This is a genomic window from Streptomyces sp. HUAS ZL42 (assembly GCF_040782645.1).
Lineage (GTDB): Bacteria > Actinomycetota > Actinomycetes > Streptomycetales > Streptomycetaceae > Streptomyces.
In genome coordinates this window covers 2813204-2838772 of sequence record NZ_CP160403.1, presented here as the reverse complement: position 1 = coordinate 2838772, position 25569 = coordinate 2813204, and the positions used below count along the sequence as shown (strand labels likewise).

The following is a 25569-nucleotide window of genomic DNA, read 5'->3' as shown; positions in this document are numbered from 1 at the left end:
TGTCCGGATAATGCCGACGCGCGGGTAAGGTCTGCGGCTGTGAGTGGTACTTCCGCAGCTCTTGAGCCTCCCGCCGACGCCGTGAAACCGGTGCGGCACTCTGATGCGCCCGCGCCCGGCGAACTCCTCGGTGCCCACTACGAACAGTGCTTCGGGTGTGGTGGCGAGCAGCCGCACGGGCTGCTCCTGGAGGCGCGGGCCGGGGAAGGCGTCACCGTCACCGCCGAGTTCACCGTGCAGCCGGCCCACCAGGGCGCGCCGGGACTCGCGCACGGCGGGGTGCTCGCGACCGCCCTCGACGAGACCCTCGGCTCGCTGAACTGGCTGCTGCGGACGATCGCCGTGACCGGTCGGCTCGAGACGGACTTCGTGCGGCCGGTGCCCGTCGGCACCGCGCTGTACCTCGAGGCCGAGGTGACCGCGGTGTCCGGACGGAAGATCTACTCCCGCGCCACCGGGCGGATCGGCGGTCCCGAAGGACCTGTCGCCGTCCGCGCCGACGCCCTCTTCATCGAGGTCGATGTCGACCACTTCGTCAACCACGGCCGCGAGGAAGAGATCCAGGCGGCCATGAGCGACCCGGACCAGGTCCGGCGCGCCCGCGCCTTCGAGGTGAACCCGTGACCCCCGTGAGCCGTGACGCCGTGGACGTTCTGATCCGCCGCGTCGACCCGGACGTACCGCTTCCGACGTACGCGCATCCCGGTGACGCGGGAGCCGATCTGCGGACCACCGAGGGCTGTGAACTGAAGCCGGGCGAGCGGGCCGTGCTGCCCACGGGGGTGTCCATCGCGCTCCCGGAGGGGTACGCGGCCTTCGTGCACCCCCGGTCGGGGCTCGCCGCACGGTGCGGTGTCGCCCTCGTGAATGCCCCGGGGACGGTTGATGCCGGGTACCGTGGAGAGATCAAGGTGATCGTGGTGAATCTCGACCCGCGCGAGTCCGTGCGGTTCGAGCGCTTCGACCGGATTGCCCAACTGGTCGTCCAGCAGGTCGAGAGGGTCCGCTTCCAGGAGGTCGCGGAGCTTCCCGACTCGGCGCGTGCCGAGGGGGGCTTCGGGTCCACCGGCGGGCACGCCGCGGTGGCCGGGACGAGCAGCACAAGCGGTCAGGCCGCCGAGAGCGGCGCAACGGGTGGGTATAGATACGCTTCGGTCGTATCCGACCGGGAAGGACAGTGACGTGTTCGGACGTCGCAAGAAGAAGGGTGCCGCCGAGGACGCGGCCGGCGAGGCCGAGCAGGTCGTCGACAGTGTCGACACTGAGGCGGACGAGGAAGAGGGCGAGCGCGAGCGCGTGAGGCTCGAGCCCGAGCCGCGGCCCGACGGGCCCTGGGACAGCTCGGAGGTGCGCGAGCCCGGCGAGGGCCGTGTGGACCTGGGCGGGCTCTTCGTGCCCGGCGTCGACGGCATGGAGCTGCGGGTGGAGGTCGCGGGCGACGCGATCGTCGCGGCGACCGTCGTGCTGCGCGACAGCGCCGTCCAGCTGCAGGCCTTCGCCGCGCCCAAGCGCGAAGGCATCTGGGGCGAGGTGCGGGAGGAGATCGCCACCGGAATCACCCAGCAGGGCGGCATCGTCGACGAGGTCGAGGGGCCGCTGGGCTGGGAGCTGCGGGCCCAGGTGCCGGTGCAGCTGCCGGACGGCACGGGGGGCTTCCATGTCGTGCGGTTCGTCGGTGTGGACGGTCCCCGCTGGTTCCTGCGTGGTGTGATCTCGGGCCAGGGTGCGGTGCAGCCGCAGGCGGCCGGTCTGCTCGAGCAGATCTTCCGGGACACGGTCGTGGTGCGCGGCGAGGGCCCGATGGCGCCCCGTGACCCGATCGTCCTGAAGCTGCCGAACGACGCACAGATGGTCCCCGAGGGCGTCCAGCAGGAGGAGAGCGGTTCGCGCTTCTCCGGTGGCATGGGGCAGTTGCAGCGCGGGCCGGAGATCACCGAGGTCCGCTGAGACCTGCGCGAAAGGGCCGCATCCCGCAAGGGTGCGGCCCGTTCTGCGTTCAGGTGCCCGCGCGTGAACCGATGCGGGGGTCTCGTCCGATGAACCAGTGAGACGGCAATGAAGCACGGGCCGAAGAGACATCGGAAGCATCGGATGCATTGAGGGAGCGCGCCCGGTCGCGATACTGGCGCCGGTTCACGGGGGATCACGGGGAGGAACCATGAGCAGTCGACTGGCCACCGAGACCATGGTGCGCGTCGAGAACGTCCACAAGTCGTACGGCCATGGAGCCGCCGCCGTGCAGGCCCTGCGCGGAGTCTCCTTCGAGGTGCCCCGCGGGGAGCTGGTCGCCCTCAAAGGGCGCTCGGGGTCCGGCAAGACCACGCTCCTCAACATCGTCGGCGGGCTGGACGAGCCGGACCGGGGGCGGGTCCGGGTCGACGGTCTCGAACTGTCGGAGCTGGGTGAGGACGGTCTCCTGGCGTTGCGCCGGGACCGCATCGGCTTCGTCTTCCAGTCCTTCGGACTCATCCCGATCCTCACGGCCGCCGAGAACGTGGGAGTGCCACTGCGGCTGCGCCGCGCCGACCCACGTGAGCGCGAGGAGCGCGTCGAGCTCCTGCTGTCCCTGGTCGGCCTCGCCGCCCACGCCGGTCAGCGGCCCGGCGAGCTGTCCGGGGGCCAGCAGCAGCGCGTCGCGATCGCCCGTGCCCTCGCCAACAGCCCCTCGCTCCTGGTGGCCGACGAGCCCACCGGCCAGCTGGACGCGGAGACCGGCCACGCCGTCATGGAGCTCCTGAGAGCCGTCGTCCGCAGCGAACACGTCACCGCGCTCGTCGCCACGCACGACGCGACGCTGCTCGACCTGGCCGATCGGGTGCTGGAGCTGGGGGACGGGGAGATAGTCGAGCGCTAGCTCCGAAGAGCCGCGCCGAAGAGCCGCGCTGGTCGTGTGGTGCGGGTCCGGCGGGCCGCGCATCGTGTTCGGGGCGTCAGGGTTGCGTCAAAGGCGTCGCCTCAGCCATCTCTCGCCCTGTTTGTCGGCATCGTTGGCCGTATGGTCGACGCTGCGTAGGCACGAGTCACCGGAAGACAATGAGGCCATGGCACGCGGCAAGCTTCGGATCTACCTCGGTGCGGCACCGGGCGTCGGCAAGACGTACGCGATGCTGGCGGAGGCACACCGGCGTGTCGAGCGGGGGACCGACTGTGTGGTCGCCTTCGTGGAGCACCACGACCGGCCGCGCACCGAGGTGCTGCTCCACGGCCTCGAGCGGACCCCGCGCAGGGAGCTGGAGTACCGGGGGACCACCTTCACCGAGATGGACGTCGACGCCGTCCTGGCGCGCCGCCCGCACGTGGCGCTGGTGGACGAGCTCGCCCACACCAACATCCCCGGCTCCCGCAACACCAAGCGCTGGCAGGACGTGCAGGAGCTGCTGGCGGCCGGGATCGACGTCATAACCACCGTCAACATCCAGCATCTGGAGTCGCTGGGTGACGTCGTCGAGTCGATCACGGGCATACGGCAGCAGGAGACCGTGCCCGACGAGGTCGTCCGGCGGGCGGACCAGATCGAGCTGGTCGACATGTCGCCGGAGGCGCTGCGACGGCGGATGGCGCACGGCAACATCTACAAGTCGGACAAGGTCGACGCGGCACTGTCGAACTACTTCCGGCCGGGGAACCTCACCGCACTGCGGGAGTTGGCGCTGCTGTGGGTGGCCGACCGCGTGGACGAGTACCTGAAGCGGTACCGCAGTGAGCACGAGGTCTCGGCGATCTGGGGTTCCCGGGAGCGGATCGTGGTGGGGCTGACCGGCGGCCCGGAGGGACGGACGCTGATCCGGCGCGCGGCGCGACTGGCGGAGAAGGGCGCGGGCGGCGAGGTGCTGGCCGTCTACATCGCCCGCAGCGACGGGCTGACCTCGGCCTCGCCGAAGGAGCTGGCCGTGCAGCGCACGCTGGTGGAGGACCTGGGCGGGACCTTCCACCACGTCGTCGGCGACGACGTCCCGGCCGCGTTGCTGGACTTCGCGCGCGGGGTCAACGCCACGCAGATCGTGCTGGGAGTCTCGCGGCGCAAGAGCTGGCAGTACGTCTTGGGGCCCGGCGTCGGCGCGACGGTCGCCCGGAACTCAGGGCCCGACCTCGACGTCCACCTGATCACGCACGACGAGGCGGGCGGACCATCACGCCGATCATCCGGGAGATCGACGTCGACGAGGTGGTGCCGATGGCGCTCGGCGGGGTGCCCGAGGACAGCGTGGAGCTGGACATCCCGGAGTCCCTGCCGATGGTCGCCGTCGACGCCGGGCTGCTGGAGCGTTCGGTGGCCAACCTGGTGGAGAACGCCGTCAAGTACAGCCCGCCCGGCGAGACCGTCCTGGTCGCCGGCAGCGCCATCGCGGACCGTGTCGAGGTGCGGGTGGTGGACCGCGGCCCCGGCGTCCCGGACGAGGCCAAGGAGCGCATATTCGAACCCTTCCAGCGCTACGGCGACGCCCCGCGCGGGGCCGGTGTCGGTCTCGGCCTCGCCGTCGCGCGCGGCTTCGCCGAGTCGATGGGCGGCACCCTCGAAGCGGAGGACACGCCCGGCGGCGGCCTCACGATGGTGCTCACCCTCCGCGCGGCAGGATCGCGCTCCGCGGGGCTTTCTCACGCCGTACGACCGGCTGGACCGGAAAGGCAGGTCACATGACCCGGGTGCTCGTGATCGACGACGAGCCGCAGATCGTGCGCGCCCTCGTGATCAACCTCAAGGCGCGCAAGTACGAGGTCGACGCGGCCCACGACGGGGCCGGCGCCCTCCAGCTGGCCGCCGCCCGCCATCCCGACGTGGTGGTCCTCGACCTGGGCCTGCCGGACATGGACGGTGTCGAGGTGATCAGGGGTCTGCGGGGCTGGACACGCGTGCCGATCCTTGTCCTGTCCGCCCGGCACTCCTCCGACGAGAAGGTCGAGGCGCTCGACGCGGGCGCCGACGACTACGTCACGAAGCCGTTCGGCATGGACGAGCTGCTGGCCCGGCTGCGGGCCGCCGTACGGCGGGCCGAGCCCACCGGGGGCGGTGAGGACGACGTGCTCGTGGAGACCGACGAGTTCACCGTCGACCTGGCCGCGAAGAAGGTCAACAGGGGCGGGAAGGACGTACGGCTGACGCCCACGGAGTGGCATCTGCTGGAGGTGCTCGTCCGCAACACCGGACGTCTCGTCAGCCAGCGGCAGCTGCTGCAGGAGGTGTGGGGGCCGTCGTACGGGACGGAGACGAACTACCTGAGGGTGTACATGGCCCAGCTGCGCAGGAAGCTGGAGGCGGACCCGTCGCATCCGAAGCACTTCGTCACGGAGCCGGGGATGGGGTACCGGTTCGAGAAGTGAGCCGCGCCGCCGTCGCCGTTCGCTTCCCGGAGCGCATGGTGACCGTGTGTGGCCGGCAGCGGCCGGTTGGGGGCACGTCCCCGCGGGTACGGTGCTGTCAGTGCACCCCGGTACGCTTCACATATGACTGCTGTTCCGCGTTCCGAAAAGCCGGTGGGCCGGTTCCGGCGCATGCTCGGCCGGCTTTCCTCGTCGCAGGAGGACCTGGAGTCCGAGGAGCTGCGGGAGGACGCGGAGACCGCGGGCTGTACGCGGATCGGTGACTCCAAGGACCGGCAGATAGTGACGGTTACTGGTACCTTGCGCACGGTCACCCTGCGGCCGCGCGCAGGCGTTCCCGCCCTGGAGGCCGAGCTGTTCGACGGCTCCGCCGCGCTCGACGTGGTGTGGCTCGGCAGGCGCTCCATCGTGGGGATAGAGCCGGGGCGCAGGCTGATCGCATCGGGCCGGATCTCGATGAGCCGGGGCCGCCGCGTGCTGTTCAACCCGAAGTACGAACTGAGACCCCTCGGTAGGGAGTAGCCGGTGACGTCGCTCGACAAGCCGACCGAAGACACTCAGCAGCACGACGCCCGGGCGGTGACGGAGGCCGCGCTGTTCGAGGCGTTCGGCGGGGTGCGGGGCATGGTCGAGACGGTGCTGCCCGGCCTCCTCTTCGTCACGATCTTCACGATCAACAAGGACCTGCACTGGTCCGCGATCGCCGCGCTGGCCGTGTCCCTGATTTTGGTCGTGGTCCGCCTCGCCATGAAGGACACCCTGAAGCACGCCTTCAGCGGTGTCTTCGGCGTCGCCTTCGGTGTCGTCTTCGCGATGATGACCGGCAACGCCAAGGACTTCTACCTGCCCGGCATGATCTACACGCTGGGACTGGCGCTGGCGTACATCGTCACGACCCTGTGCGGCGTCCCGCTGATCGGCCTCATCCTCGGCCCGGTCTTCAAGGAGAACCTCTCCTGGCGCACCCGCAACCCCGGCCGCAAGAAGGCGTACGCCAAGGCCAGCTGGGCGTGGGGCCTGATCCTGCTCGCCAAGTGCGCGATCCTCTTCCCGCTGTACTGGTGGGCCGACACGGCACAGCTGGGGTGGGTGCTCGTGGCGTTGAAGATCCCGCCCTTCCTGCTTGCCGTGTGGCTCACCTGGGTGTTCCTGGCGAAGGCGCCCGCTCCGATCGACGTGTTCGCGGAGATGGAGGCGGAGGAGGCCGCGGAGAAGGAACGTGAGGCGGCTGGGGGGCTGCACCGTCGGGAGGGGTAGTTCCCGGTGATGGTGGGGGCCTCGGGCCGGGACCGCCCGGACCGGCGCTGACAAGTGACTGGGGGCGCCCGGATTTCTCCGGGCGCCCCCATCGTCGTCACAGCCGAAGCGAGCCTCGCGGCAACTCCCCGACGGACTTGGTTCAGTCCGCCGCATCCTCCCTGCGCACCGACAGCAGGTCCTCCAACTGCTCCTCGCGGGCCGGGGCGGCCACGAAGAGGAGCTCGTCGCCCGCTTCCAGGGAGTCGTCCTGGGAGGGGGTGAGGACGCGGGTGCCGCGGATGATGGTGACCAGGGAGGTGTCCTCCGGCCACTCGACGTCGCCGACCTGGGTGCCGGCCAGGGCGGACTCCTCGGGAAGGGTCAGTTCGACGAGGTTGGCGTCGCCGTGGCTGAAGCGGAGCAGGCGGACCAGGTCGCCGACGCTGACCGCCTCCTCGACCAGGGCCGACATCAGACGAGGGGTGGAGACGGCGACGTCGACGCCCCAGGACTCGTTGAACAGCCACTCGTTCTTGGGGTTGTTGACACGGGCGACGACGCGCGGGACGCCGTACTCCGTCTTCGCCAGCAGGGAGACGACCAGGTTGACCTTGTCGTCGCCCGTCGCGGCGATCACCACGTTGCAGCGCTGGAGGGCCGCCTCGTCCAGGGACGTGATCTCGCAGGCGTCGGCGAGCAGCCACTCGGCCTGCGGGACGCGCTCGACCGAGATGGCGGTCGGGGCCTTGTCGACGAGCAGGACCTCGTGGCCGTTCTCCAGCAGCTCACCGGCGATCGAACGGCCGACCGCACCGGCTCCGGCAATGGCGACCCTCATCAGTGACCGCCTTCCTTCGGGCCCTCGGCGAACGCCGCCTCGACCTTCTCGACGTCGTCGGTGCGCATCATCACGTGCACCAGGTCGCCCTCCTGCAGCACCGTCTGCGAGGTGGGCAGGATCGCCTCGCCCAGGCGGGTCAGGAACGCCACACGGACGCCCGTCTCCTCCTGCAGCTTGCTGATCTTGTGGCCGACCCAGGCGGTCGAGGCGTGCACCTCGGCGAGCTGGACGCCGCCGGTGGGGTCGCGCCACAGCGGCTCGGCGCCCGAAGGGAGCAGGCGGCGCAGCATCTGGTCGGCCGTCCAGCGGACGGTGGCCACGGTGGGAATGCCCAGGCGCTGGTAGACCTCGGCGCGCCGGGGGTCGTAGATACGGGCGGCGACGTTCTCGATGCCGAACATCTCGCGGGCCACGCGTGCCGCGATGATGTTCGAGTTGTCGCCGCTGGAGACGGCGGCGAAGGCGCCGGCCTCCTCGATGCCCGCCTCGCGCAGGGTGTCCTGGTCGAAGCCGACCCCGGTGACCCGGCGACCGCCGAACGAGGAGCCCAGCCGTCGGAACGCGGTGGGGTCCTGGTCGACGACGGCGACCGTGTGCCCCTGTTGCTCCAGGGTCTGGGCGAGGGCGGAACCCACCCTGCCGCAGCCCATGATCACGATATGCACGGCCCTACACCACACTCCCCACAGGTCTGACGACCCGCGTCAACGTCTTGCTCATGTCCCTCTTTCGGCTCGCCCGGCAACAGGTCGCGGCCTGATTGCGGGCCGCCAGGCACCATCATGCCGGTGATTTCCGGCCGTGATCCTGTGCGGGGCCGGGACGACGCGGCTGATGGGCGTTGTTCCAACGTATCGGTAGGGCCCCGGAATCCAGGGCACCGAGGGCCGCCATTCTCATCCGTGAGACATATATGGGACCGCAGGTGGGCGACCGCCAGTTCGACGCCCTACGATTGTCTGTCGTGTCCAAACTGACCGACGTGCCCAAACGGATTCTGATCGGGCGCGCACTGCGCAGTGACCGGCTCGGAGAAACGCTCCTGCCGAAGCGCATCGCCCTCCCCGTCTTCGCCTCCGACCCGCTGTCCTCCGTGGCGTACGCGCCGGGGGAAGTGCTGCTGGTCCTGTCCATCGCGGGCGTGTCGGCGTACCACTTCAGCCCCTGGATCGCGGTCGCGGTCGTCGTGCTCATGTTCACGGTGGTCGCCTCCTACCGGCAGAACGTGCACGCCTACCCCAGCGGTGGCGGCGACTACGAGGTGGCGACGACCAACCTCGGCCCCCGGGCGGGGCTCACGGTGGCCAGTGCGCTGCTCGTCGACTACGTCCTCACCGTCGCCGTCTCCATCTCCTCCGGCATCGAGAACCTGGGCTCCGCGATCCCGTTCGTGGTCGAGAACAAGACGGCCTGTGCGGTCGCGGTGATCGTGCTGCTGACGCTGATGAACCTGCGCGGCGTCAAGGAGTCCGGCAAGCTCTTCGCGATTCCCACGTACGTCTTCGTCGCGGGCGTCTTCATCATGATCGCGTGGGGTGCGTTCCGCGGGCTCGTCCTGGACGACACGATGCGGGCGCCGACGGCAGGCTTCCACATCAAGGCGGAGCACCAGGGCCTGGCCGGATTCGCCCTTGTCTTCCTGCTGCTGCGCGCCTTCTCCTCCGGCTGTGCCGCGCTCACCGGCGTCGAGGCGATCTCCAACGGCGTCCCGGCCTTCCGCAAGCCCAAGTCGAAGAACGCGGCGACCACGCTCGCGATGATGGGCCTGCTCGCGGTCACCATGTTCTGCGGCATCATCGTCCTCGCCCTGGTGACCAAGGTCCGGATGGCCGAGAACCCGGCCACCGACCTGCTGAAGAACGGGGTCGGGGTCGGCTCCGGCTATGTGCAGAACCCGGTGATCACCCAGGTCGCCGAGGCGGTCTTCGGCAAGGGCAGCTTGCTGTTCGTCGTGCTCGCCGCGGCCACGGCCCTGGTGCTGTTCCTGGCGGCGAACACCGCCTACAACGGCTTCCCGGTACTCGGCTCGATCCTCGCCCAGGACCGCTACCTCCCGCGCCAGCTGCACACCCGCGGCGACCGCCTCGCCTTCTCCAACGGCATCGTGCTCCTGGCGGGCGCTGCCACGTTGCTGGTGTGGATCTACGGCGCCGACTCCACCCGCCTGATCCAGCTGTACATCGTCGGCGTGTTCGTGTCCTTCACGCTCTCCCAGACCGGCATGGTCCGGCACTGGAACCGCCACCTGGCGACGGAGACGGACCCGGCCAAGCGCCGCCACATGATCCGCTCGCGCGCGATCAACACGTTCGGTGCCTTCTTCACCGGACTGGTCCTGGTGGTCGTCCTCGTCACCAAGTTCACGCACGGCGCCTGGGTCGCCCTGCTCGGCATGGTGATCTTCTACGTGACGATGACCGCGATCCGCCGCCACTACGACGGCGTGGCCGCCGAGCTCGCGGCCCCCGAGGGCCCGAGCGACGACAGCGTGCGCCCCTCCCGGGTCCACTCGGTGGTGCTCGTCTCCAAGCTCCACCGCCCGGCGCTGCGCGCCCTGGCCTACGCCAAGCTGCTGCGCTCGGACACCCTGGAGGCGCTCAGCGTCAACGTCGACCCGGCCGAGACGCACGCCCTGCGCGAGGAGTGGGAGCGGCGCGGCATCACCGTGCCGCTGAAGGTGCTCGACTCGCCGTACCGGGAGATCACGCGGCCGATCATCGAGTACGTCAAGAGCCTGCGCAAGGAGTCGCCGCGCGACGCGGTGTCCGTGATCATCCCGGAGTACGTGGTCGGCCACTGGTACGAGCACCTGCTGCACAACCAGAGCGCGCTGCGGCTGAAGGGCCGTCTGCTGTTCACGCCGGGCGTGATGGTGACCTCGGTGCCCTACCAGCTGCAGTCCTCCGAGCTGGCCAGGGCCCGGGCCCGCAAGCGGCAGGAGTGGAACGCGCCGGGCTCCGTGCGGCGTGGGCCCGCCGAGGAGTCCGAGAAGGAGAAGGAGTCGACGGGCTCCGCCAAGAGCTGAACGCTCGTGGTCAACGGCCGGACGGCACCCACGTAGACTGGTGGGCTGTTGTCCGGCCGTTTCCTTCTCGAAGTTTGTGGAGTCACCCCGCCATGCAGGCAGAACCGAAGAAGTCGCTGGTGGGGGAGGAGTACGAGGTCGAGGTCGGCCCCGTCGCCCACGGTGGTCACTGCATCGCCCGCACCTTTGAGGGCCAGGTGCTGTTCGTCCGGCACGCGCTGCCCGGTGAGCGGGTCGTGGCGCGGGTGACGGAGGGCGAGGAGGGGGCCCGTTTCCTGCGTGCGGACGCGGTACGGGTGCTGGAGGCGTCCAAGGACCGTATCGAGGCGCCGTGCCCTTACGCCGGTCCCGGCCGCTGCGGCGGCTGCGACTGGCAGCACGCCAAGCCGGGCGCGCAGCGCCGCCTGAAGGGCGAGGTGATCGCCGAGCAGCTCCAGCGGCTCGCGGGCCTCACGCCCGAGGAGGCCGGCTGGGACGGCACGGTGATGCCGGCGGAGGGCGACAAGCTGCCCGCGGGCGAGGTACCGCAGTGGCGGACCCGGGTGCAGTACGCGGTGGACGCCTCGACGGGCCGGGCCGGGCTGCGTCGGCACCGCTCGCACGAGGTCGAGCCGGTCGACCACTGCATGATCGCCGCGGAGGGCGTCAGCGAGCTGGGCATCGAGAAGCGCGACTGGACCGGCATGGAGTCGATCGAGGCGATCGCGGCGACGGGCTCGCAGGACCGCCAGGTGATCCTGACACCGCGACCCGGTGCGCGGCTGCCGATAGTGGAGCTGGACAAGCCGGTGTCGGTGATGCGGGTCGGCGAGAAGGACGGCGGGGTGCACCGGGTCCACGGCCGCCCCTTCGTGCGCGAGCGCGCCGACGGCCGTACGCACCGCGTAGGCAGCGGAGGCTTCTGGCAGGTCCACCCGAAGGCGGCGGACACCCTGGTGACCGCCGTCATGCAGGGCCTGCTGCCACGCAAGGGCGAGACGGCGCTGGACCTGTACTGCGGCGTCGGCCTGTTCGCGGGCGCGCTCGCCGACCGCCTCGGCGAGAAGGGCGCGGTCCTCGGCATCGAGTCCGGCAAGCGTGCGGTCGAGGACGCCCGGCACAACCTCGCGGCCTTCGACCGGGTCCGCATCGAACAGGGCAGGGTCGAGACGGTGCTGCCGCGCACCGGCATCACCGAGGTGGACCTCATCGTCCTGGACCCGCCGAGGGCGGGCGCGGGACGGAGGACGGTCGAGCATGTCGCCTCCCTGGGCGCACGGCGCATCGCCTACGTCGCGTGCGACCCGGCGGCGCTTGCGCGGGACCTGGCGTACTTCCGGGACGGGGGGTACCGGGTGCGGACGTTGCGGGCGTTCGATCTGTTTCCGATGACCTCGCATGTGGAGTGTGTGGCGATCCTGGAGCCTGCCGCCAAGGGCGCCTGACCTGCGGGTAAGCCAGGTCGGCAGCGGTCTGCGTGCTGGTGCGGCGAGATGCGGACGCGAGGCGCCCGGCTCGCGCTGTTCGGCCTCGACCGGACGAGGAACCGGCGCTCAGAGGCCACCGGCGCTTTCGCGGGGGTCGGGGGCATCTGTACGACCGTTGGTCTCGTCGGCCACGTTCTGCCATGCGCGTGGGGACATGCCGTAGAAGGCGGGGACATGCCGTAGAAGGCACGGAAAGCGCGACTGAAATGGGCTGGGCTGACGAAGCCCCACCGTTGGGCCACCGCGGCCACGGCCGGTCTGCTCCGGCGTGGACGGCCGAGTTCGCGGCGGCACGCCTCAAGGCGGCCATGGCGAATCCACTCGCTCACCGTCGTCCCCTCCGCCTGGAAGAGACGCTGCAGGTGGCGTACGGAGATGTGGTGGGCGACGGCGACCGCCTCCGCCGACAGCGCCGGGTCGGCCAGACGGGCGTCGATGAAGGCCCGGATCCGCAACAGCAGGGTCCGCCTCGCGGCGTCCAGCGAGGCGGTGTCCCTGCCGAGGCGTTCTGCGGCGAGGGTGGTGAGCAGGTCCGGCACGTTTCGTGCAAGCAGTTCGCCGATCTCGGCGCCGTACGTGCCCGCCTCGGACGCCACCTGGACAGCAAGGGCACGACCACGGCGGCCAGGCCCTGATCCGGGCCGATCGTCCCCCCGTGAGCTGCCGGAGGCCGGATTCGGCTGTCCCGAGAGCCTGCCTCGGCTTCTCCGGCTACGCCGCCGAAGGCCAGGTCTTCGTCCCAGCCCCCTGCTCGATCGTCGGTGACGCGGCCTTGGACCTGTTCTGCGGCGACGACCCCGTCAAACGGCAGCTGCTGCAGCGCGGCGGCGGCTTCGCCCGCGTCTACGGCCCCGACGGCCGCCCGTTGGCCGAGCCCATGCCCGAGGACGCCGAAGACATCCTCTACGCCGACATCGACCTGTCCGTCATCCCGATCGCCAAGGCCGCTGCGGACCCACACCATCGTCGCAGGCACTGATGTCCTCGACGAGGTGACCGCCGCGCACGCGGCGTGTCCACGTCTCGTCCGCATCGGTGAGCTCCGGGACCGGTGACGTCGTACGACGGCGTTGCGGGCCATCGCTTTACAGAACCCGCACACGGTTCCCGCTGCACTTTAAGTTTCAAACGCTACGCTGCGTCAGCAGTTCGAGTGGCCGAGGAGGTCCACGCGTCGCGCCGCTCACTCCCCCCACGAGGCACAGGAGAACCGGCGTGCATGACGGCGACGTAGTGGTGATCGGCGGTGGCTATGCGGGCGTCCGCCTGGCGAAACGGCTGGACGGGACGGCACGGGTCACGCTGGTGGACCGCAAGGAGGTCTTCTTCCACCGCATCGCCTCGATGCGCGCCGGCGTTCGCCCCGAGTGGTCGGTGACCCCCTTCATTCCGTACGACCGCCTGCTGCGCAGTGGCCGTGTGGTCGTGGGCAAGGCGGTCCGCATCGACACCGCCGAGCGGCAGGTGGTCCTGGCGACGGGGGAGCGGCTGCCGTACGACGTGCTGGTGATCGCCACCGGCGCCGACTACCCGGAACCGGCCCGCTTCACCGGCACCACAGCCGAGGAGGCGATCAAGACGTTCGCAGGGCACCAGCAGGCCGTCGCCTCCGCCGAGCACGTCCTCGTCGTCGGCGGTGGCCCCTCCGGTGTCGAGCTCAGCGCCGAGATACGCCTGGCACGGCCGGACGCCCGGGTCACGCTCGCCCACTCAGGGACGGAGCTGCTCCACGGCACGGGCAGTGAGCGGGCCGGGCGCAGAGCGCGGACGTGGCTGGAGTCCCACGACGTGGAGGTGAGGCTCGACTCGTTCATGTCTCCCGGCAACGACTTCGGCACGTATCGGGACGCGCGCGGCGACATCGTCGAGGCGGACCTCTCCTACTGGGCGACGGGCACCACGCCCAACACGCTCTGGCTGCGTCTGGCCGGGCACGGCGACTGGCTCAACCCCTCCGGGCACGTCAAGGTCGACCGGACGCTGCGGGTCGAGGGGCGGCTGGACGTGTTCGCGGTCGGCGACGTCAACGACGCCACCGAGCTCAAGATCACCCCCGCCGCGCTCGCCCAGGCCGACCTCGCCGCCTGGAACATCCGTGCCTATCTGAACAGCTCCGGCCGGCATCGCAAGGAGCCCCGCCTCTACCGGCCGATCCAGCGCACCCCGCTGATCGTGCCCTTCGGGTCGGCCGACGGACTGACGATCCTGCCCGTGCCGGGCGGCGAGAGCGCGGTCCTCGGCAGCCGCACGTCGGTGATGGCCAAGGCGAAGACCCTCATGACGCCGTACATGCGGCGCCAACTCGGGTACACCGCCGCCTGAAGGGCCCCTGCGTCACTTTTGGAAACGAAAAAACGTCCAGGCCGACCCGTACGAGTCGGCATGGACGTCGTGATCCGTGATCAGGCGATCAAGCGATCAGGCGAGGTCGAACCGGTCGAGGCTCGACACCTTGACCCACGCCGCGACGAAATCGTTCACGAACTTCTCCTTCGCGTCGTCGCCCGCGTAGACCTCCGCGAGGGCGCGCAGTTCGGAGTTGGAGCCGAAGACGAGGTCGGCACGGGTGCCGGTCCACTTGACCTGACCCGAGGCGTCACGGCCCTCGAAGGTCGTCTGGTCCTCGGACGTCGACTTCCACGTCGTGCCCAGGTCGAGCAGGTTGACGAAGAAGTCGTTGGTCAGCTTGCCCGGGGTTTCGGTGAAGACACCGTGCGCGGACTGCTGGTAGTTGGCGCCCAGGACGCGCAGACCACCGACGAGGACGGTCAGCTCGGGGGCGCTCAGCGTGAGCAGGTTCGCCCTGTCGAGCAGCAGGTACTCGGCCGGCAGGCGGTTGCCCTTGCCCAGGTAGTTGCGGAAGCCGTCGGCGGTGGGCTCCAGTGCGGCGAAGGACTCCGCGTCGGTGTGCTCCTCCGTGGCGTCCACGCGACCCGGCGTGAAGGGCACCTCGACGTCGAAGCCGGCGTCCTTGGCGGCCTTCTCCACGGCGGCGGCACCGCCGAGGACGATCAGGTCGGCCAGGGAGACCTTCTTGGCGCCGGTGTTGAACTCGGTCTGGATGCCCTCGAGGACGCGCAGGACCTGCGCGAGCTGGTCGGGCTCGTTGACCTCCCAGCCGGCCTGCGGCTGCAGGCGGATGCGGGCGCCGTTGGCACCGCCGCGCTTGTCGCTGCCGCGGAACGTCGAGGCCGACGCCCATGCGGTGGAGACGAGCTGCGAGACGGTCAGCCCCGAGTCGAGGAGCTTGGCCTTCAGGGCCGCGATGTCCGCGGCGTCGACGGTCTCGCCCTCGGCCTGCGGCAGCGGGTCCTGCCACAGCAGCGTCTCCTCCGGGACCTCCGGGCCGAGGTAGAGCGACTTCGGGCCCATGTCACGGTGGGTCAGCTTGTACCAGGCGCGGGCGAAGGCGTCCGCGAACTGGTCGGGGTTCTCGTGGAAGCGGCGCGAGATCTCACCGTAGATCGGGTCGAAGCGCAGCGAGAGGTCGGTGGTGAGCATCGTGGGCAGACGCTTCTTCGACGGGTCGTGGGCGTCGGGGATGATCGCCTCGGCGTCCTTGGCCACCCACTGCTTGGCGCCGGCCGGGGACTCGGTCAGCTCCCACTCGTAGCCGAAGAGGATGTCGAAGAAGTCGTTGCTCCACTGGGTGGGCTTGGTGGTCCAGGTGACCTCGAGACCGGAGGTGATGGCGTCGCCGCCCTTGCCGGTGCCGTAGGTGGACTTCCAGCCCAGGCCCTGCTCCTCCATGGAGGCGGCCTCGGGGTCGTTGCCCACGTGGTCGGCCGGGCCGGCGCCGTGGGTCTTGCCGAAGGTGTGACCACCGGCGATGAGGGCGACGGTCTCCTCGTCGTTCATCGCCATACGGCGGAACGTCTCGCGGATGTCGCGGGCCGCGGCGATCGGGTCCGGGTTGCCGTTCGGGCCCTCCGGGTTGACGTAGATCAGGCCCATCTGGACCGCGCCGAGCGGGTTCTCCAGCTCACGGTCGCCCGTGTAGCGCTGGTCGTCGAGCCAGGTGGTCTCGGGACCCCAGTACACGTCCTCGTCGGCCTCCCAGACGTCGGCGCGGCCGCCGCCGAAGCCGAAGGTCTCGAAGCCCATCTGCTCCAGCGCGACGTTGCCCGTGAGGATCATGAGGTCGGCCCAGGAGATGGACTGGCCGTACTTCTTCTTGACCGGCCACAGCAGACGGCGGGCCTTGTCGAGGTTGCCGTTGTCCGGCCAGCTGTTCAGCGGCGCGAAGCGCTGCTGGCCGCGGCCGCCACCGCCGCGGCCGTCGCTGATGCGGTAGGTGCCGGCGCTGTGCCAGGCCATACGGATCATCAGCGGGCCGTAGTTGCCGAAGTCGGCGGGCCACCAGTCCTGCGAGGTGGTCAGCACCTCGGCGATGTCCTGTTTCACGGCGGCCAGGTCGAGGTTCTTGAACGCCTCGGCGTAGTCGAACTCGGCGCCGAGCGGGTTCGCGACAACCGGGTCCTTGGCGAGGATCTTCAGGTTGAGCCGCTCGGGCCACCACTGGCGGTTGCCACCGCCCTGGGTCGGGTGCGCGGCGCGCGTGTGCGCGACCGGGCAGCCACCTGTGCCCTCGGCCTTGGGGTCGGTGACGATGGCATCGGGGTTCTCAGACATGGGCGTCCTTCCCTGGGTGGATCACTGAGCTGAACTGCGGGCTTCGGTGGAACAGGAGGGGCACAGGCCCCAATAGATGACCTCGGCCTCGTCGACCGCGAAGCCGCGGTCGTCGGACGCGGTCAGGCAGGGGGCGTGGCCGACCGCGCAGTCGACGTCGACGACGGCGCCGCACGACCGGCACACGAGGTGGTGGTGGTTGTCGCCGACGCGTCCCTCGAACCGGGCCGGGCTGCCGGGGGGCTCGATGCGGCGCACGAGTCCCGCCGTGGTGAGGGCGTGCAGCGCCTCGTACACGGCCTGCAGCGATATGTGGCCGACACGGTCGCGCACCCCTGAGGCGATCGCTTCGACGTCGAGGTGGTCACCGCCGCGGACGGTTTCCAGCAGTGCGACGCGGGCGGCCGTCACCCGCAGGCCGGCACCGCGCAGTTCCGCCGCGGTGGTCGGAGTCTGGGGTGTCATGCCGACAACCTACCTCCACAAACACGAATGATTCAAGAAAACGAATAAGTCCAAATCTGGAGGCGTATCAGAGAGGGTTTGGTCGGCTGTGGGGCAGTATGTCGGGCGCCTAGGGGTCGGCAGCAGTCCGTATCCGGGCTGGACGATCTTGAAGAAGAGGCGGCGTCGACAAGCTCACAGTGGTGTGGGCACGGGTGAGCAGCGCGAGCCGCACGTCAAGGGGGTCACTACCGACGGGGCTCCCGGGCACGCGTGTTCGTGACACCGTGCTCCCGGTCCTGAACCGGGTACCGGGCTTCGCCGGACGGCTGCTCCTGCGGACCGCATCGGAACTTCGTGCTACGCCCGCACCCCGTCGGGCCCCGAGGGGGAAGTCGGCCGGAACCCCGTCGGTCAGACGATCATCGACGGGCTCGACCGCTGGCCGGGACGGTCAGCTGCCCGGGTGGAGGACCATGCATGTCGTCGTAGCGTGGGCGATCAGCCTGCCCTGTTCGTCGAGGACCTTGCCCTCCGCGGTCGCGGTGCGGCGGCCCGCGTGGATGACGCCGCCCTCGGCGGTGAGGGTCTGTCCGTCGGTGTGGGCCGAGCGGATGTAGTTCACCTTGAGTTCGAGGGTGGTGTAACCGACGCCGGCGGGAAGGGTGGTGTGCACGGCGCACGCCATGACCGAGTCGAGCAGCGTGGCCGCTATGCCGCCGTGGACGGTTCCGAGGGGGTTGGCGAAGTCCGGGCGGGTGTCCAGTGAGATGACGACGCGACCGTGCTCGACCTCGTCGAAGCGCATGCCGAGCAGGCGCCCGATGGAGGGGACGTCGGCGGGCCGCTCGCGCTGAACCCAGCGCATCAGCTCGAGGCCGGTCATGGTGGCGAGGTCGGTGGTCGACACGGTCGTACTCCTGGAGGTCGGTGCTGCTGAGTGCTGGGGTCGTCGGCTGCGGGCGTGCCCGGTCAGCCCAGGGGGTTCGTCGTGTCGCGCAGGGCGGTCAGCGCGGGTGCGTACATGCGGGCCTTGATGGTGCCGACCGTGTCGCCCGCCTTCGCCAGCTGGGCCCGGGCGATCTCGACGGCGGTGGTGCGCACCGCCTCCTCGTCCACGGCGCGATCGACGATGCCCGCGGCGAGCGCCTCGTGGCCGCCGTAGCGCCGGGCGGTGAGCATGGCCTCGTGCGCGGTCGGCGGGGACAGCCGGGCCTGGATGAGCGCGGACATGCCCGGAGTGAAGGGGATGTTGATGTCGGCCTCGGGCAGGCACCAGAAGCCGCGGTCGGCGCGCATCACACGGAAGTCGTGAGCCAGGGAGAACATCGCACCGGCCGCGAAGGTGTGCCCCTGCAGCGCGGCCACCGTGATCAGCGGTAGGGAAAGCACGCGTGCGAAGAGTGCGTGGACGGAGACCACGTAGTCCTGGTAGTGATCGGCGTGGGCGAACAGCCAGTCCAGATCGAGGCCGTTGGAGTAGAACTTCCCCGTCGCGGCGGTCACCAGGGCGCGGGGTCCCTCCGCCTTGGCCACCTCGTCCAGCGCGGAGTCGACCGAGGCGATCCAGTCGGGGTGGAAGCGGTTCTCGCCGTCCCCGAGGTCGAGCACGAAGACGTTGTCCTGGCGGTCGAGCGTTGGCATCTGTGCTCCTGGAAGAGGGGAGGGGCTCATGGCCGGGGCCCTTGGTCCCGCAGGGCGTGGGCCAGCAGGTCGTGGATCTCGGCGGCGGCCGCGTCGAGCGGAGCCGTGCTCCGCTCGGCCCGGCACATGATCACCGCGCCTTCGACCGCGGCGACGACGAAGGCGGCGATCCGCCTGCTCCGCTCATCGGTCAGGCCGTGCCGGCGGAACAGCCCCGCGAGGGCCTCCTGCCAGCGGGCGAAGGCCGCCGCCGCGGAGCGGGCCGGCTGGGGCGCGTCGTCGTTGGTCTCCACGGCCACCGCCACGACCGGACAGCCGGCCCGGAAGTCGCTCTCGAGGAGCCGCTCGCGCCACAGCGCGAAGAAGGCGTCGATCGCCTCGACCGGGTCGTCGGCCCGCACGGCCTCGTCGAGCAGCCCGGCGACGAAGTCGCCGGCGAGGGTCACGGCCTCGTCGATCAGCTGTGCCCGCCCGCCGGGGAAGTGGTGGTAGACCGAGCCGCGCGGGGCACCGCTGTGCGCGAGCACCCGGTCGATGCTCGTGGCGCCGGCGCCGTACTCGCGCAGCAGCACCGTGGTGCTGAGGACCATACGGTCGCGGCTGTTGTTCTTGCGCGGACTCACGTGTGCCGCCTCCCTCACGCGCCCTCGGTGCTCCACCGCCACTGGTACCGGCTAGTAACTTATGCACTATGACATAGAACAGGCAAGGGGTGCGGCGAGGTCCGTCGGCGCGGTATGCGGGTGTCGAGCGGTCCGGGCGTCAGTGCGCCGCGAGCTGCGCCCTGCCCGTCGCCGGCGACGACGCCGAGGCCAAAGGGCAGGTGACCGCGCTGCTCGACGTCCTCGGCTACGACGCGGTCGACGTCGGCACCCTCGCCGACAGCTGGCGCATCGCGCCCGGCACCCGGCGTACGTGCAGCCGTACAGGGGGAGCGGCCCGAGGGGCTGAGCCGGGAACAGGCGCAGCGCTGGTTCTTCGCGAGCCCGGGCGTCCCGGTTTCCGCCGCCGGGCGTGAAGCAACTCGCCGACGCCGCTGTCAGGTCGGCGAACCGAACGTAAGGAGAGACACCCCTATGACCGCCGTACAGTCCTCGCCCCTCGACATCGCCACCCCGGACGGCACCGCCGACGCCTACCTCGCCCACCCCGACGACGGCGCCCCGCATCCCGCCGTCCTGTTCTACATGGACGCCTTCGGACTGCGCCCGCATCTGAAGGGCATGGCGGACCGGCTCGCGGCCGCCGGTTACACCGTGCTGGTCCCCAACGTCTTCTACCGCCACGGCCGCGCACCCGTGGTCGAACTCCCCGAGTTCATCAACCCTGTCGAGCGCCCGGAGATCATCCAGAGCCTCCGCCCTGCCGCACTGAACCTCACCCCCGAGCGAGCCATGCGGGACGCCGCCGCCTGCCTCGACTGGCTGGCCGCCTCCCCACTGACGTCCGCCGGCCCGGTCGGCGTCACCGGCTACTGCATGGGAGCGGGCCTGGCCCTGCGTACCGCCGGTACACACCCGGACCGGGTCGCCGCCATGGCCGGCTTCCACGGCGCCCACCTGGCCACCGACGCGCCGGACAGCCCCCACCTGCTCGCCGAACACATCACCGCCGAGCTCTACTTCGGCCACGCCGACCAGGACGCCACCAACCCCGCCGAGCAGATCGCCCGCCTCGACAAGGCGCTCACCGCGGCCGGCGTCCGCCACCGCGGCGAGGTCTACACCGGCGCCCACCACGGCTTCACCCAGGCGGACACCGCGATATACGGCGCGGAGGCGACGGAGCGTCACTGGGCAGCCCTGCTGGAGCTTTTCGGCCGGACTCTCTGACGTGTTCCGGATCACGCCCCGTCTGTCGAGTGCGCAGGCGGGGCATTTTCCGTACCTGCATGTGACGATCGGTGTCCGGATGCGAGGATGAAGGCGCCATGACAGTCGGGTGGTGTTCTCGCACGGTACGGGCCGCGGTGTTCGCGGCCGTCTGTGTGCTGCTCGCCGCCCTGGGCCACGTCATGATGTCCGGCAGCCACGTCCCCGCATGGACGCTCGCCGCCGGTGCGGCCGTGACGGGCACCGCGGGTTGGTGCCTGGCGGGCCGTGAGCGCGGGTTGCCGCTGATCACGGCGGTCGTGGTCGCCGTCCAGGCGGCTCTGCACTCGGCGTTCTCGCTCGCCCCGTCGACCGCGACGGCGACGGCGACGGCGACGGGGGACATGGGGGCCATGTCCCCGGGCTCGATGTCCATGGGCTCGATGCCGATGGACGCCATGGACATGAGCCATATGGCTCACATGGGCCCGGCAGGCCAGGCGGCAGCGAGCGGTACGTCGTCGTTCGGCATGCTCGCCGTCCACGTGCTCGCCGCGCTGCTGTGCGGCCTGTGGCTGGCACACGGGGAGAAGGCGGCGTTCCGCATACTGCGGGCCGTCGCCGGTCGGCTGGCGGCACCGCTGAGGTTGCTGCTGGCCCTTCCTCTCACCCCGGACCGTCCGCGCGCCCAGGTGCGTGGCCGTCGCTCGGACCGGGCGCCGCGCCTTCTTCTCCTCGTTCACGCGATCACTTCTCGGGGGCCGCCCGTGGGGACCGCTGTCGCCTGACGACAGCCGGTATCCCGAGGCCGCCCCTGCGTGCCTCGGGCGGTCGGCCCCGCACCCGCCCGTGTAGGCACTGTGGGCCGATTCCCCTTTGCCGGACCGTTCGCGCCCAGCGCGCGAGAGGTTCGGATCACGGACGATCCGAGAAGGACACCAGGTGATCACTTCTGCGCTGCCCGCTCAGCACGACATGAGCGAGGACTCGCCTTCGACCGACGAGTCGACCACCGCGTGGGCGCTGGCCGCCCGTACCGGTGACGAGGACGCCGTCGACCGTTTCGTGCGCTCCCTGCACCGTGACGTGCTGCGGTACGTCGTCCATCTGTGCGCCGATCCGCAGGCGGCGGACGACCTCGTACAGGACACGTTCCTGCGTGCGTTGACGGGTCTGCACCGATTCGAGGGGCGCTCGTCGGCCCGGTCCTGGCTGCTGTCCATCGCGCGGCGCGCGGTGATCGACAGCTATCGGCGCTCCGCCGCCCGGCCGCGGTTGTCGGACGTGGCGGACTGGACGCTGGCCGTGGAGCTGGCGCAACCGCGCGGTCTGCCCGGCTTCGACGACGGCATCGCTCTGCTGGATCTGCTGGCGGCGCTGCCGGACGAGCGCCGGGAGGCGTTCGTCCTGACGCAACTGCTCGGTCTGCCCTACGCGGAGGCCGCGCAGCTGAGCGACTGCCCGGTCGGCACGGTCCGCTCCCGTGTCGCCCGGGCCCGGGCGACCCTGATGGACCAGCTGTCCGAGCCCGAGGAGCCCGTCGCCGCACTGGCGGCCTGAGCCCGGGCGGGAACGGCGCCGTCGGCGGACGGGTGGGTGCCTGGCGCGGCGCCGTGTGTGTTGCCCGGCCCGCCGGGTGGCGGCGGTCTGTCCTCGGCGTGAGGGGCCGTGGTCGGTCGGCTGGGCGTCGGGTGTGGTGGTCGTGTGTTGCCCGGCCTCGTCCGGGTGGCGCCGGTCTGAACTCGGTGTGAGGGGGCCGTGGTCGGTCGTGTCGGCGTCGGGGTGGTGGTCGTCTGTGTCCCCGGTCTCGTCCGGGTGGTGGCGGTCTGTCCTCGGCGTGAGGGGCCCTGGTCTGTCGGCTGGGCGTCGGGGTGGGTGGGCGTCGGGTGTGGTGGTCGTGTGTTGCCCGGCCTCGTCCGGGTGGCGCCGGTCTGAACTCGGTGTGAGGGGGCCGCTTGTCGGCCGTGCCGGCGTCGGGGTGGTGGCCATGTGTGTTGCCCGGCATCCCCCCGCGAGGCGCCGGACTGGACCGCGCGTTGTCAGGAGCGTCGGGACGGGTGCGCGTCCGGTGCGGTGCCGTGTGCGCTGCCGGGGTCTCCGGGAAGTGCCGTGGCGAGGAGTTCCGCGAGGTGTACGGCCTCGTGGCCGCCGCTGTCGAACTCGTGGATCTGCGTGCGGCAGCTGAAGCCGTCGGCGAGGACGGCCGTCGCCGTGTCCGTCGCGCGCAGCCGGGGCAGCAGGACGCGTTCCGCGCACGCACGGCTGACCTCGAGGTGCCCGCGTTCGAAGCCGAAGTTGCCGGCGAGGCCGCAGCAGCCGGACTCCAGTGGTTCGGCGTCGACCCCGGCGCGGCGCAGCAGCTCCTGGTCGGCGGCCCAGCCGGTGATCGCGTGCTGGTGACAGTGGACCTGGGCGAGTGCCCGCGAGGCGCGCTCCGGCACCCGCGGGGGTTCGTAGCCGGGACTGTGCTCGGTGAGCAGCTCGGCGAGGGTCACCGTCTGGCCGCGCAGCCTGCGCACGTCGCGGTCGCCGGGGAACAGCTCGGCGGCGTCGGACCGGAAGACCGCCGTACAGCTGGGTTCCAGGCCGACCACCAGGCCGCCGGCGTGGAGATGCCCGGCGATCCGGCGCACGGTGCGGGCGAGCATGCGCCGGGCGACGCCGAGCTGCCCCGTGGAGATCCACGTCAGTCCGCAGCACAGCGGCTCGCCGGGCACGACCACCCGCCAGCCCGCGTGTTCGAGGAGCCGTACGGCCGCCCGGCCGATGTGCGGGTGGAAGTGGTTGGTGAACGTGTCGGGCCAGAGGACGACGGTGCCGCGCCGGCCGTCACCGCGCGGCTCGTGCCGGCGGCCGTACCACTGCTGCAGCGTCTCCCGCGCGAACAGCGGCACCTCCCGGTCCTCGATCCCGGCGACCGCGACGGCCGCCCGGGACAGCCCGGGAGCGTGGGTCAGCGTGTTGACGACCGGGCCGAGCCGGGCGCGGCCCACCGCCTGCGCGACGACGGGCAGCCACCCCATCGACCAGTCGGAGCGCGGCCTGCGCCATGCGCGGCCCGCGTAGTGGTGGGCCAGGAACTCCGCCTTGTACGTGGCCATGTCCACGTCGGCAGGACAGTCCCTCTTGCACCCTTTGCAGGCCAGGCACAGATCGAGTGCGTCCCGGACGGCCTCCGAGCGCCAGCCGTCCCGGATCGCGCTGTCGCCGTGCCCGTCGAGCATCTCGAACAGCAGCCGGGCCCGTCCGCGCGTGGAGTGCTCCTCCTCCAGAGTCACCTGGTAGGAGGGGCACATCACCGCCCCGCCCTTGTTGGTGAGCTGCCGGCACTTGCCGACGCCGACGCACCGATTGGCGGCCTCGGCGAAGGAGTTGCCGTCCTCCGGGAAGCGGAAGTGGAGCTTCTGCGGGTCGTGCGGCGCCCAGTCGCCGCCGAGCCGCAGGTTCTCGTCCATCCGGTACGGCGCCACGACCTTGCCGGGGTTCATCCGGTCGCCCGGATCGAACACGGCCTTGAGCCGCCCGAACGCCTCGACGATCTCCCGCCCGAACATCCGCGGCAGCAGCTCGCCCCGGCTCTGCCCGTCGCCGTGCTCCCCGGAGAAGGAGCCGCCGAACTCGGCGACCAGATCGGCCGCCCGCTCCATGAACCGCCGGTAGGCGGCCACCCCGTCGGCGGTGTACAGGTCGAAGGGGATACGGGTGTGCACACAGCCCTGCCCGAAGTGGCCGTACAGACTGGGCCCGGTGTCGCTCAGATACCCGAACTCCTCGAACAGACCGCGCAGTCGGCGCAGATAGTCGCCGAGCCGCTCGGGAGCCACCGCCGAGTCCTCCCACCCCTCGAAGGTGTCCGGCCGGCCCGGGATGTGCGCGGTGGCACCGAGACCGGCCTCCCGCACCTGCCACAACTGCTCCTCGTGGGCCGGGTCGTCCAGGAACGCGACCTCCGGATCGTGCTCGGTCTCGTCGAGCCCGTCCAGCATCCGATGCGCCCGCTCGTCCGCCTCCTCGACCGTGTCCGCCCCGAACTGCACCATCAAATAGGCGTTCCCTTCGGGGAGCTGGGCGATGGCCTGCGGATTGAGGTGCTTGATCCTCTCGTCGCGGATCAGCCGATGGTCGACGCCCTCCAGCGCGATCGGCTCGTACGGCAGGATCGCCGGTACGGCGTCCGCGGCACGGTCGATGCCCGGGAAGCCCAGCACCACCAGCGTCCGTTCCTTCACCACGGGCACCAGCTCCAACTCCGCCCGCAGCACGGTGACGAGCGTGGACTCGCTGCCGACGAGCAGCCCCGCGACGTCGAAGCCGTGTTCCGGGAGCAGGGAGTCGAGGTTGTACCCGGACACGCGCCGGGGGATGTCCGGGAAGCGCCGGCGGATCTCCTCGCCGTAGGTGTCCCGCAGGGCGCGCAACCGCCGGTACACCGCGGCCCGCAGATCGCCGTGCCGCTCGATCTCCGTGTACTCCTCGTCGCTCGTCTCCCCGCACCAGAAGCGGGTGCCGTCGTACAACAGCACTTCCAGCCTGCGGATGTTGTCGACGACCTTGCCGTTCGCCTGGGCGGTGGCGCCGCAGGAGTTGTTGCCGATCATGCCGCCGATCGTGCAGTTCATGTGGGTGGCGGGCTCCGGCCCGAAGCGCAGGCCGGTCGGCGCGAGTCGCCGGTTCAGCTCGTCGAGCACGATGCCCGGCTGGGCGACACAGGTGCGGGCTTCGGCGTCCACGGACTCGACCTCATGACAGTACTTCGACCAGTCGATCACGACAGCCGTGTTGGTGCACTGACCGGCCAGGCTCGTCCCGCCGCCCCGCGACAGCACGGGCGCGCCGTGCTCCCGGGCCACGGCCACGGCCTCCGCGGCCGCCTCTGGGCTGTGGGGTACGACGACACCGATCGGGGTCTGCCGGAAGTTGGAGGCGTCGGTGGAGTACGCCGCCCGGCTCCCGGAGTCGAAGCGGACCTCCCCGTCGACCCGCTCGCGCAGGGCCTCCTCCAGCCGCGCCGGATCGACCGGGGACGCGGCGGGACGGACGGCGACGGGGGCGGGCAGGTCCGGCGCACCCATGGGTCCTCCTGCTGATGCCGAGTGGCGAGCGGGCAACCGTGCACCCGGCACGGCAGGCGCCGGGTACCCCGGAGAT

The 25569-nt window shown here is 70.9% G+C and carries 23 protein-coding genes and 3 pseudogenes; 17 read left to right on the top strand and 9 right to left on the bottom strand.

The window, feature by feature from the left end; genetic code table 11:
• Nucleotides 1-39: 39 nt before the first annotated feature.
• The 8 genes and pseudogenes from ABZO29_RS13015 to ABZO29_RS12980 all read left to right on the top strand — a co-directional run bounded on the left by ABZO29_RS13015 (nucleotide 40) and on the right by ABZO29_RS12980 (nucleotide 6576).
• Nucleotides 40-624 carry a PaaI family thioesterase gene (locus ABZO29_RS13015; protein WP_367320348.1) on the top strand — a complete coding sequence of 195 codons (585 nt, stop codon included), beginning with the start codon at nucleotides 40-42 and terminating at the stop codon, nucleotides 622-624.
• A 5-nt stretch (nucleotides 625-629) separates the two neighbouring features.
• On the top strand, nucleotides 630-1181 hold the full coding sequence (dut, locus tag ABZO29_RS13010) for a dUTP diphosphatase (protein ID WP_367326120.1): 552 nt from the start codon (nucleotides 630-632) through the stop codon (nucleotides 1179-1181).
• A 1-nt stretch (nucleotide 1182) separates the two neighbouring features.
• Entirely contained in the window at nucleotides 1183-1947 is a 765-nt protein-coding gene (locus ABZO29_RS13005) for a DUF3710 domain-containing protein (protein WP_367320347.1), read from the top strand.
• A 211-nt stretch (nucleotides 1948-2158) separates the two neighbouring features.
• A complete protein-coding gene (locus ABZO29_RS13000; RefSeq protein WP_367320346.1) occupies nucleotides 2159-2854 on the top strand; it encodes an ABC transporter ATP-binding protein in 696 nt (231 codons plus the stop codon).
• Nucleotides 2855-3041: 187 nt separating this feature from the next.
• Nucleotides 3042-4639 (top strand): annotated as a pseudogene (locus ABZO29_RS12995) (ATP-binding protein).
• Nucleotides 4636-5319: a response regulator gene (locus tag ABZO29_RS12990; protein WP_367320345.1), complete on the top strand. Its 684-nt coding sequence runs from the start codon at nucleotides 4636-4638 to the stop codon at nucleotides 5317-5319. Before ABZO29_RS12995 ends, ABZO29_RS12990 begins: the two are co-directional and overlap by 4 nt.
• A gap of 123 nt (nucleotides 5320-5442) precedes the next feature.
• The gene (locus ABZO29_RS12985) at nucleotides 5443-5841 is read left to right on the top strand and encodes an OB-fold nucleic acid binding domain-containing protein (RefSeq protein WP_367320344.1); all 399 of its coding nucleotides are present in this window, start codon (nucleotides 5443-5445) and stop codon (nucleotides 5839-5841) included.
• A gap of 3 nt (nucleotides 5842-5844) precedes the next feature.
• A complete protein-coding gene (locus ABZO29_RS12980; RefSeq protein WP_367320343.1) occupies nucleotides 5845-6576 on the top strand; it encodes a DUF3159 domain-containing protein in 732 nt (243 codons plus the stop codon).
• Nucleotides 6577-6718: 142 nt separating this feature from the next.
• Here ABZO29_RS12980 and ABZO29_RS12975 read toward each other — a convergent pair whose 3' ends face one another.
• Nucleotides 6719-7396 carry a TrkA family potassium uptake protein gene (locus ABZO29_RS12975; protein ID WP_367320342.1) on the bottom strand — a complete coding sequence of 226 codons (678 nt, stop codon included), beginning with the start codon at nucleotides 7394-7396 and terminating at the stop codon, nucleotides 6719-6721.
• Complete coding sequence (locus ABZO29_RS12970; protein WP_367320341.1) at nucleotides 7396-8064, bottom strand: TrkA family potassium uptake protein; 669 nt, start codon at nucleotides 8062-8064, stop codon at nucleotides 7396-7398. Before ABZO29_RS12970 ends, ABZO29_RS12975 begins: the two co-directional genes overlap by 1 nt.
• Nucleotides 8065-8363: 299 nt before the next feature.
• Between ABZO29_RS12970 and ABZO29_RS12965 the strand changes: the two genes are divergently transcribed.
• Both ABZO29_RS12965 and ABZO29_RS12960 read left to right on the top strand, forming a co-directional pair.
• Nucleotides 8364-10424 carry an APC family permease gene (locus ABZO29_RS12965; protein ID WP_367320340.1) on the top strand — a complete coding sequence of 687 codons (2061 nt, stop codon included), beginning with the start codon at nucleotides 8364-8366 and terminating at the stop codon, nucleotides 10422-10424.
• Nucleotides 10425-10516: 92 nt separating this feature from the next.
• On the top strand, nucleotides 10517-11848 hold the full coding sequence (locus ABZO29_RS12960) for a class I SAM-dependent RNA methyltransferase (protein WP_367320339.1): 1332 nt from the start codon (nucleotides 10517-10519) through the stop codon (nucleotides 11846-11848).
• A 245-nt stretch (nucleotides 11849-12093) separates the two neighbouring features.
• On the opposite strand, the pseudogene ABZO29_RS12955 reads toward ABZO29_RS12960, so the two are convergent.
• Nucleotides 12094-12219: pseudogene (locus tag ABZO29_RS12955) on the bottom strand (hypothetical protein); the annotation flags it as partial.
• Here ABZO29_RS12955 and ABZO29_RS12950 point away from each other — a divergent pair.
• From ABZO29_RS12950 to ABZO29_RS12940, 3 genes are all read left to right on the top strand, one after another.
• The gene (locus ABZO29_RS12950; RefSeq protein WP_367326425.1) at nucleotides 12199-12525 is read left to right on the top strand and encodes a hypothetical protein; all 327 of its coding nucleotides are present in this window, start codon (nucleotides 12199-12201) and stop codon (nucleotides 12523-12525) included. The pseudogene ABZO29_RS12955 and the gene ABZO29_RS12950 sit on opposite strands and share 21 nt — an antisense overlap.
• 20 nt (nucleotides 12526-12545) lie before the next feature.
• Nucleotides 12546-12869, top strand: coding sequence for a nitrilase-related carbon-nitrogen hydrolase (locus ABZO29_RS12945; RefSeq protein WP_367320338.1), 324 nt, complete (start codon nucleotides 12546-12548; stop codon nucleotides 12867-12869).
• 236 nt (nucleotides 12870-13105) lie between these two features.
• Complete coding sequence (locus ABZO29_RS12940) at nucleotides 13106-14212, top strand: NAD(P)/FAD-dependent oxidoreductase (protein WP_367320337.1); 1107 nt, start codon at nucleotides 13106-13108, stop codon at nucleotides 14210-14212.
• A gap of 96 nt (nucleotides 14213-14308) precedes the next feature.
• On the opposite strand, the gene katG is transcribed toward ABZO29_RS12940, so the two are convergent.
• From katG to ABZO29_RS12915, 5 genes are all read right to left on the bottom strand, one after another.
• Nucleotides 14309-16522, bottom strand: a complete 2214-nt coding sequence (katG, locus tag ABZO29_RS12935) for a catalase/peroxidase HPI (protein WP_367320336.1) — start codon at nucleotides 16520-16522, stop codon at nucleotides 14309-14311.
• A 21-nt stretch (nucleotides 16523-16543) separates the two neighbouring features.
• Nucleotides 16544-16987, bottom strand: a complete 444-nt coding sequence (locus ABZO29_RS12930) for a Fur family transcriptional regulator (protein WP_367320335.1) — start codon at nucleotides 16985-16987, stop codon at nucleotides 16544-16546.
• A 433-nt stretch (nucleotides 16988-17420) separates the two neighbouring features.
• Entirely contained in the window at nucleotides 17421-17876 is a 456-nt protein-coding gene (locus ABZO29_RS12925; RefSeq protein ID WP_367320334.1) for a PaaI family thioesterase, read from the bottom strand.
• Between the two features lie 62 nt (nucleotides 17877-17938).
• Nucleotides 17939-18610, bottom strand: a complete 672-nt coding sequence (locus ABZO29_RS12920) for an enoyl-CoA hydratase-related protein (protein WP_367320333.1) — start codon at nucleotides 18608-18610, stop codon at nucleotides 17939-17941.
• Nucleotides 18611-18636: 26 nt separating this feature from the next.
• Nucleotides 18637-19233 carry a TetR/AcrR family transcriptional regulator gene (locus ABZO29_RS12915; RefSeq protein WP_367320332.1) on the bottom strand — a complete coding sequence of 199 codons (597 nt, stop codon included), beginning with the start codon at nucleotides 19231-19233 and terminating at the stop codon, nucleotides 18637-18639.
• Between the two features lie 158 nt (nucleotides 19234-19391).
• Between ABZO29_RS12915 and ABZO29_RS12910 the strand changes: the two are divergent.
• The 4 genes and pseudogenes from ABZO29_RS12910 to ABZO29_RS12895 all read left to right on the top strand — a co-directional run.
• Nucleotides 19392-19517: pseudogene (locus ABZO29_RS12910) on the top strand (oxidoreductase); the annotation flags it as partial.
• A gap of 169 nt (nucleotides 19518-19686) precedes the next feature.
• Nucleotides 19687-20442, top strand: coding sequence for a dienelactone hydrolase family protein (locus ABZO29_RS12905; RefSeq protein ID WP_367320331.1), 756 nt, complete (start codon nucleotides 19687-19689; stop codon nucleotides 20440-20442).
• Nucleotides 20443-20540: 98 nt separating this feature from the next.
• Nucleotides 20541-21209: a hypothetical protein gene (locus ABZO29_RS12900; RefSeq protein ID WP_367320330.1), complete on the top strand. Its 669-nt coding sequence runs from the start codon at nucleotides 20541-20543 to the stop codon at nucleotides 21207-21209.
• A 154-nt stretch (nucleotides 21210-21363) separates the two neighbouring features.
• Nucleotides 21364-21981: a sigma-70 family RNA polymerase sigma factor gene (locus ABZO29_RS12895; RefSeq protein ID WP_367320329.1), complete on the top strand. Its 618-nt coding sequence runs from the start codon at nucleotides 21364-21366 to the stop codon at nucleotides 21979-21981.
• Between the two features lie 479 nt (nucleotides 21982-22460).
• Here the strand turns inward: ABZO29_RS12895 and ABZO29_RS12890 are convergent, their stop codons facing one another.
• On the bottom strand, nucleotides 22461-25493 hold the full coding sequence (locus ABZO29_RS12890; protein ID WP_367320328.1) for an FAD-binding and (Fe-S)-binding domain-containing protein: 3033 nt from the start codon (nucleotides 25491-25493) through the stop codon (nucleotides 22461-22463).
• Between the last annotated feature and the right edge of the window lie 76 nt (nucleotides 25494-25569).

What these genes read in the sequence shown, in the direction of transcription:
- ABZO29_RS12930 (WP_367320335.1), bottom strand. Translation starts at nt 16,987, where the DNA reads ATGACACCCCAGACTCCGACCACCGCGGCGGAACTGCGCGGTGCCGGC.
- ABZO29_RS12900 (WP_367320330.1), top strand. Translation starts at nt 20,541, where the DNA reads ATGACAGTCGGGTGGTGTTCTCGCACGGTACGGGCCGCGGTGTTCGCG.
- ABZO29_RS12920 (WP_367320333.1), bottom strand. Translation starts at nt 18,610, where the DNA reads ATGCCAACGCTCGACCGCCAGGACAACGTCTTCGTGCTCGACCTCGGG.
- ABZO29_RS12960 (WP_367320339.1), top strand. Translation starts at nt 10,517, where the DNA reads ATGCAGGCAGAACCGAAGAAGTCGCTGGTGGGGGAGGAGTACGAGGTC.
- ABZO29_RS12990 (WP_367320345.1), top strand. Translation starts at nt 4,636, where the DNA reads ATGACCCGGGTGCTCGTGATCGACGACGAGCCGCAGATCGTGCGCGCC.
- ABZO29_RS12950 (WP_367326425.1), top strand. Translation starts at nt 12,199, where the DNA reads ATGGCGAATCCACTCGCTCACCGTCGTCCCCTCCGCCTGGAAGAGACG.
- ABZO29_RS12905 (WP_367320331.1), top strand. Translation starts at nt 19,687, where the DNA reads ATGACCGCCGTACAGTCCTCGCCCCTCGACATCGCCACCCCGGACGGC.
- ABZO29_RS12890 (WP_367320328.1), bottom strand. Translation starts at nt 25,493, where the DNA reads ATGGGTGCGCCGGACCTGCCCGCCCCCGTCGCCGTCCGTCCCGCCGCG.
- katG (WP_367320336.1), bottom strand. Translation starts at nt 16,522, where the DNA reads ATGTCTGAGAACCCCGATGCCATCGTCACCGACCCCAAGGCCGAGGGC.
- ABZO29_RS12985 (WP_367320344.1), top strand. Translation starts at nt 5,443, where the DNA reads ATGACTGCTGTTCCGCGTTCCGAAAAGCCGGTGGGCCGGTTCCGGCGC.
- ABZO29_RS13000 (WP_367320346.1), top strand. Translation starts at nt 2,159, where the DNA reads ATGAGCAGTCGACTGGCCACCGAGACCATGGTGCGCGTCGAGAACGTC.
- ABZO29_RS12975 (WP_367320342.1), bottom strand. Translation starts at nt 7,396, where the DNA reads ATGAGGGTCGCCATTGCCGGAGCCGGTGCGGTCGGCCGTTCGATCGCC.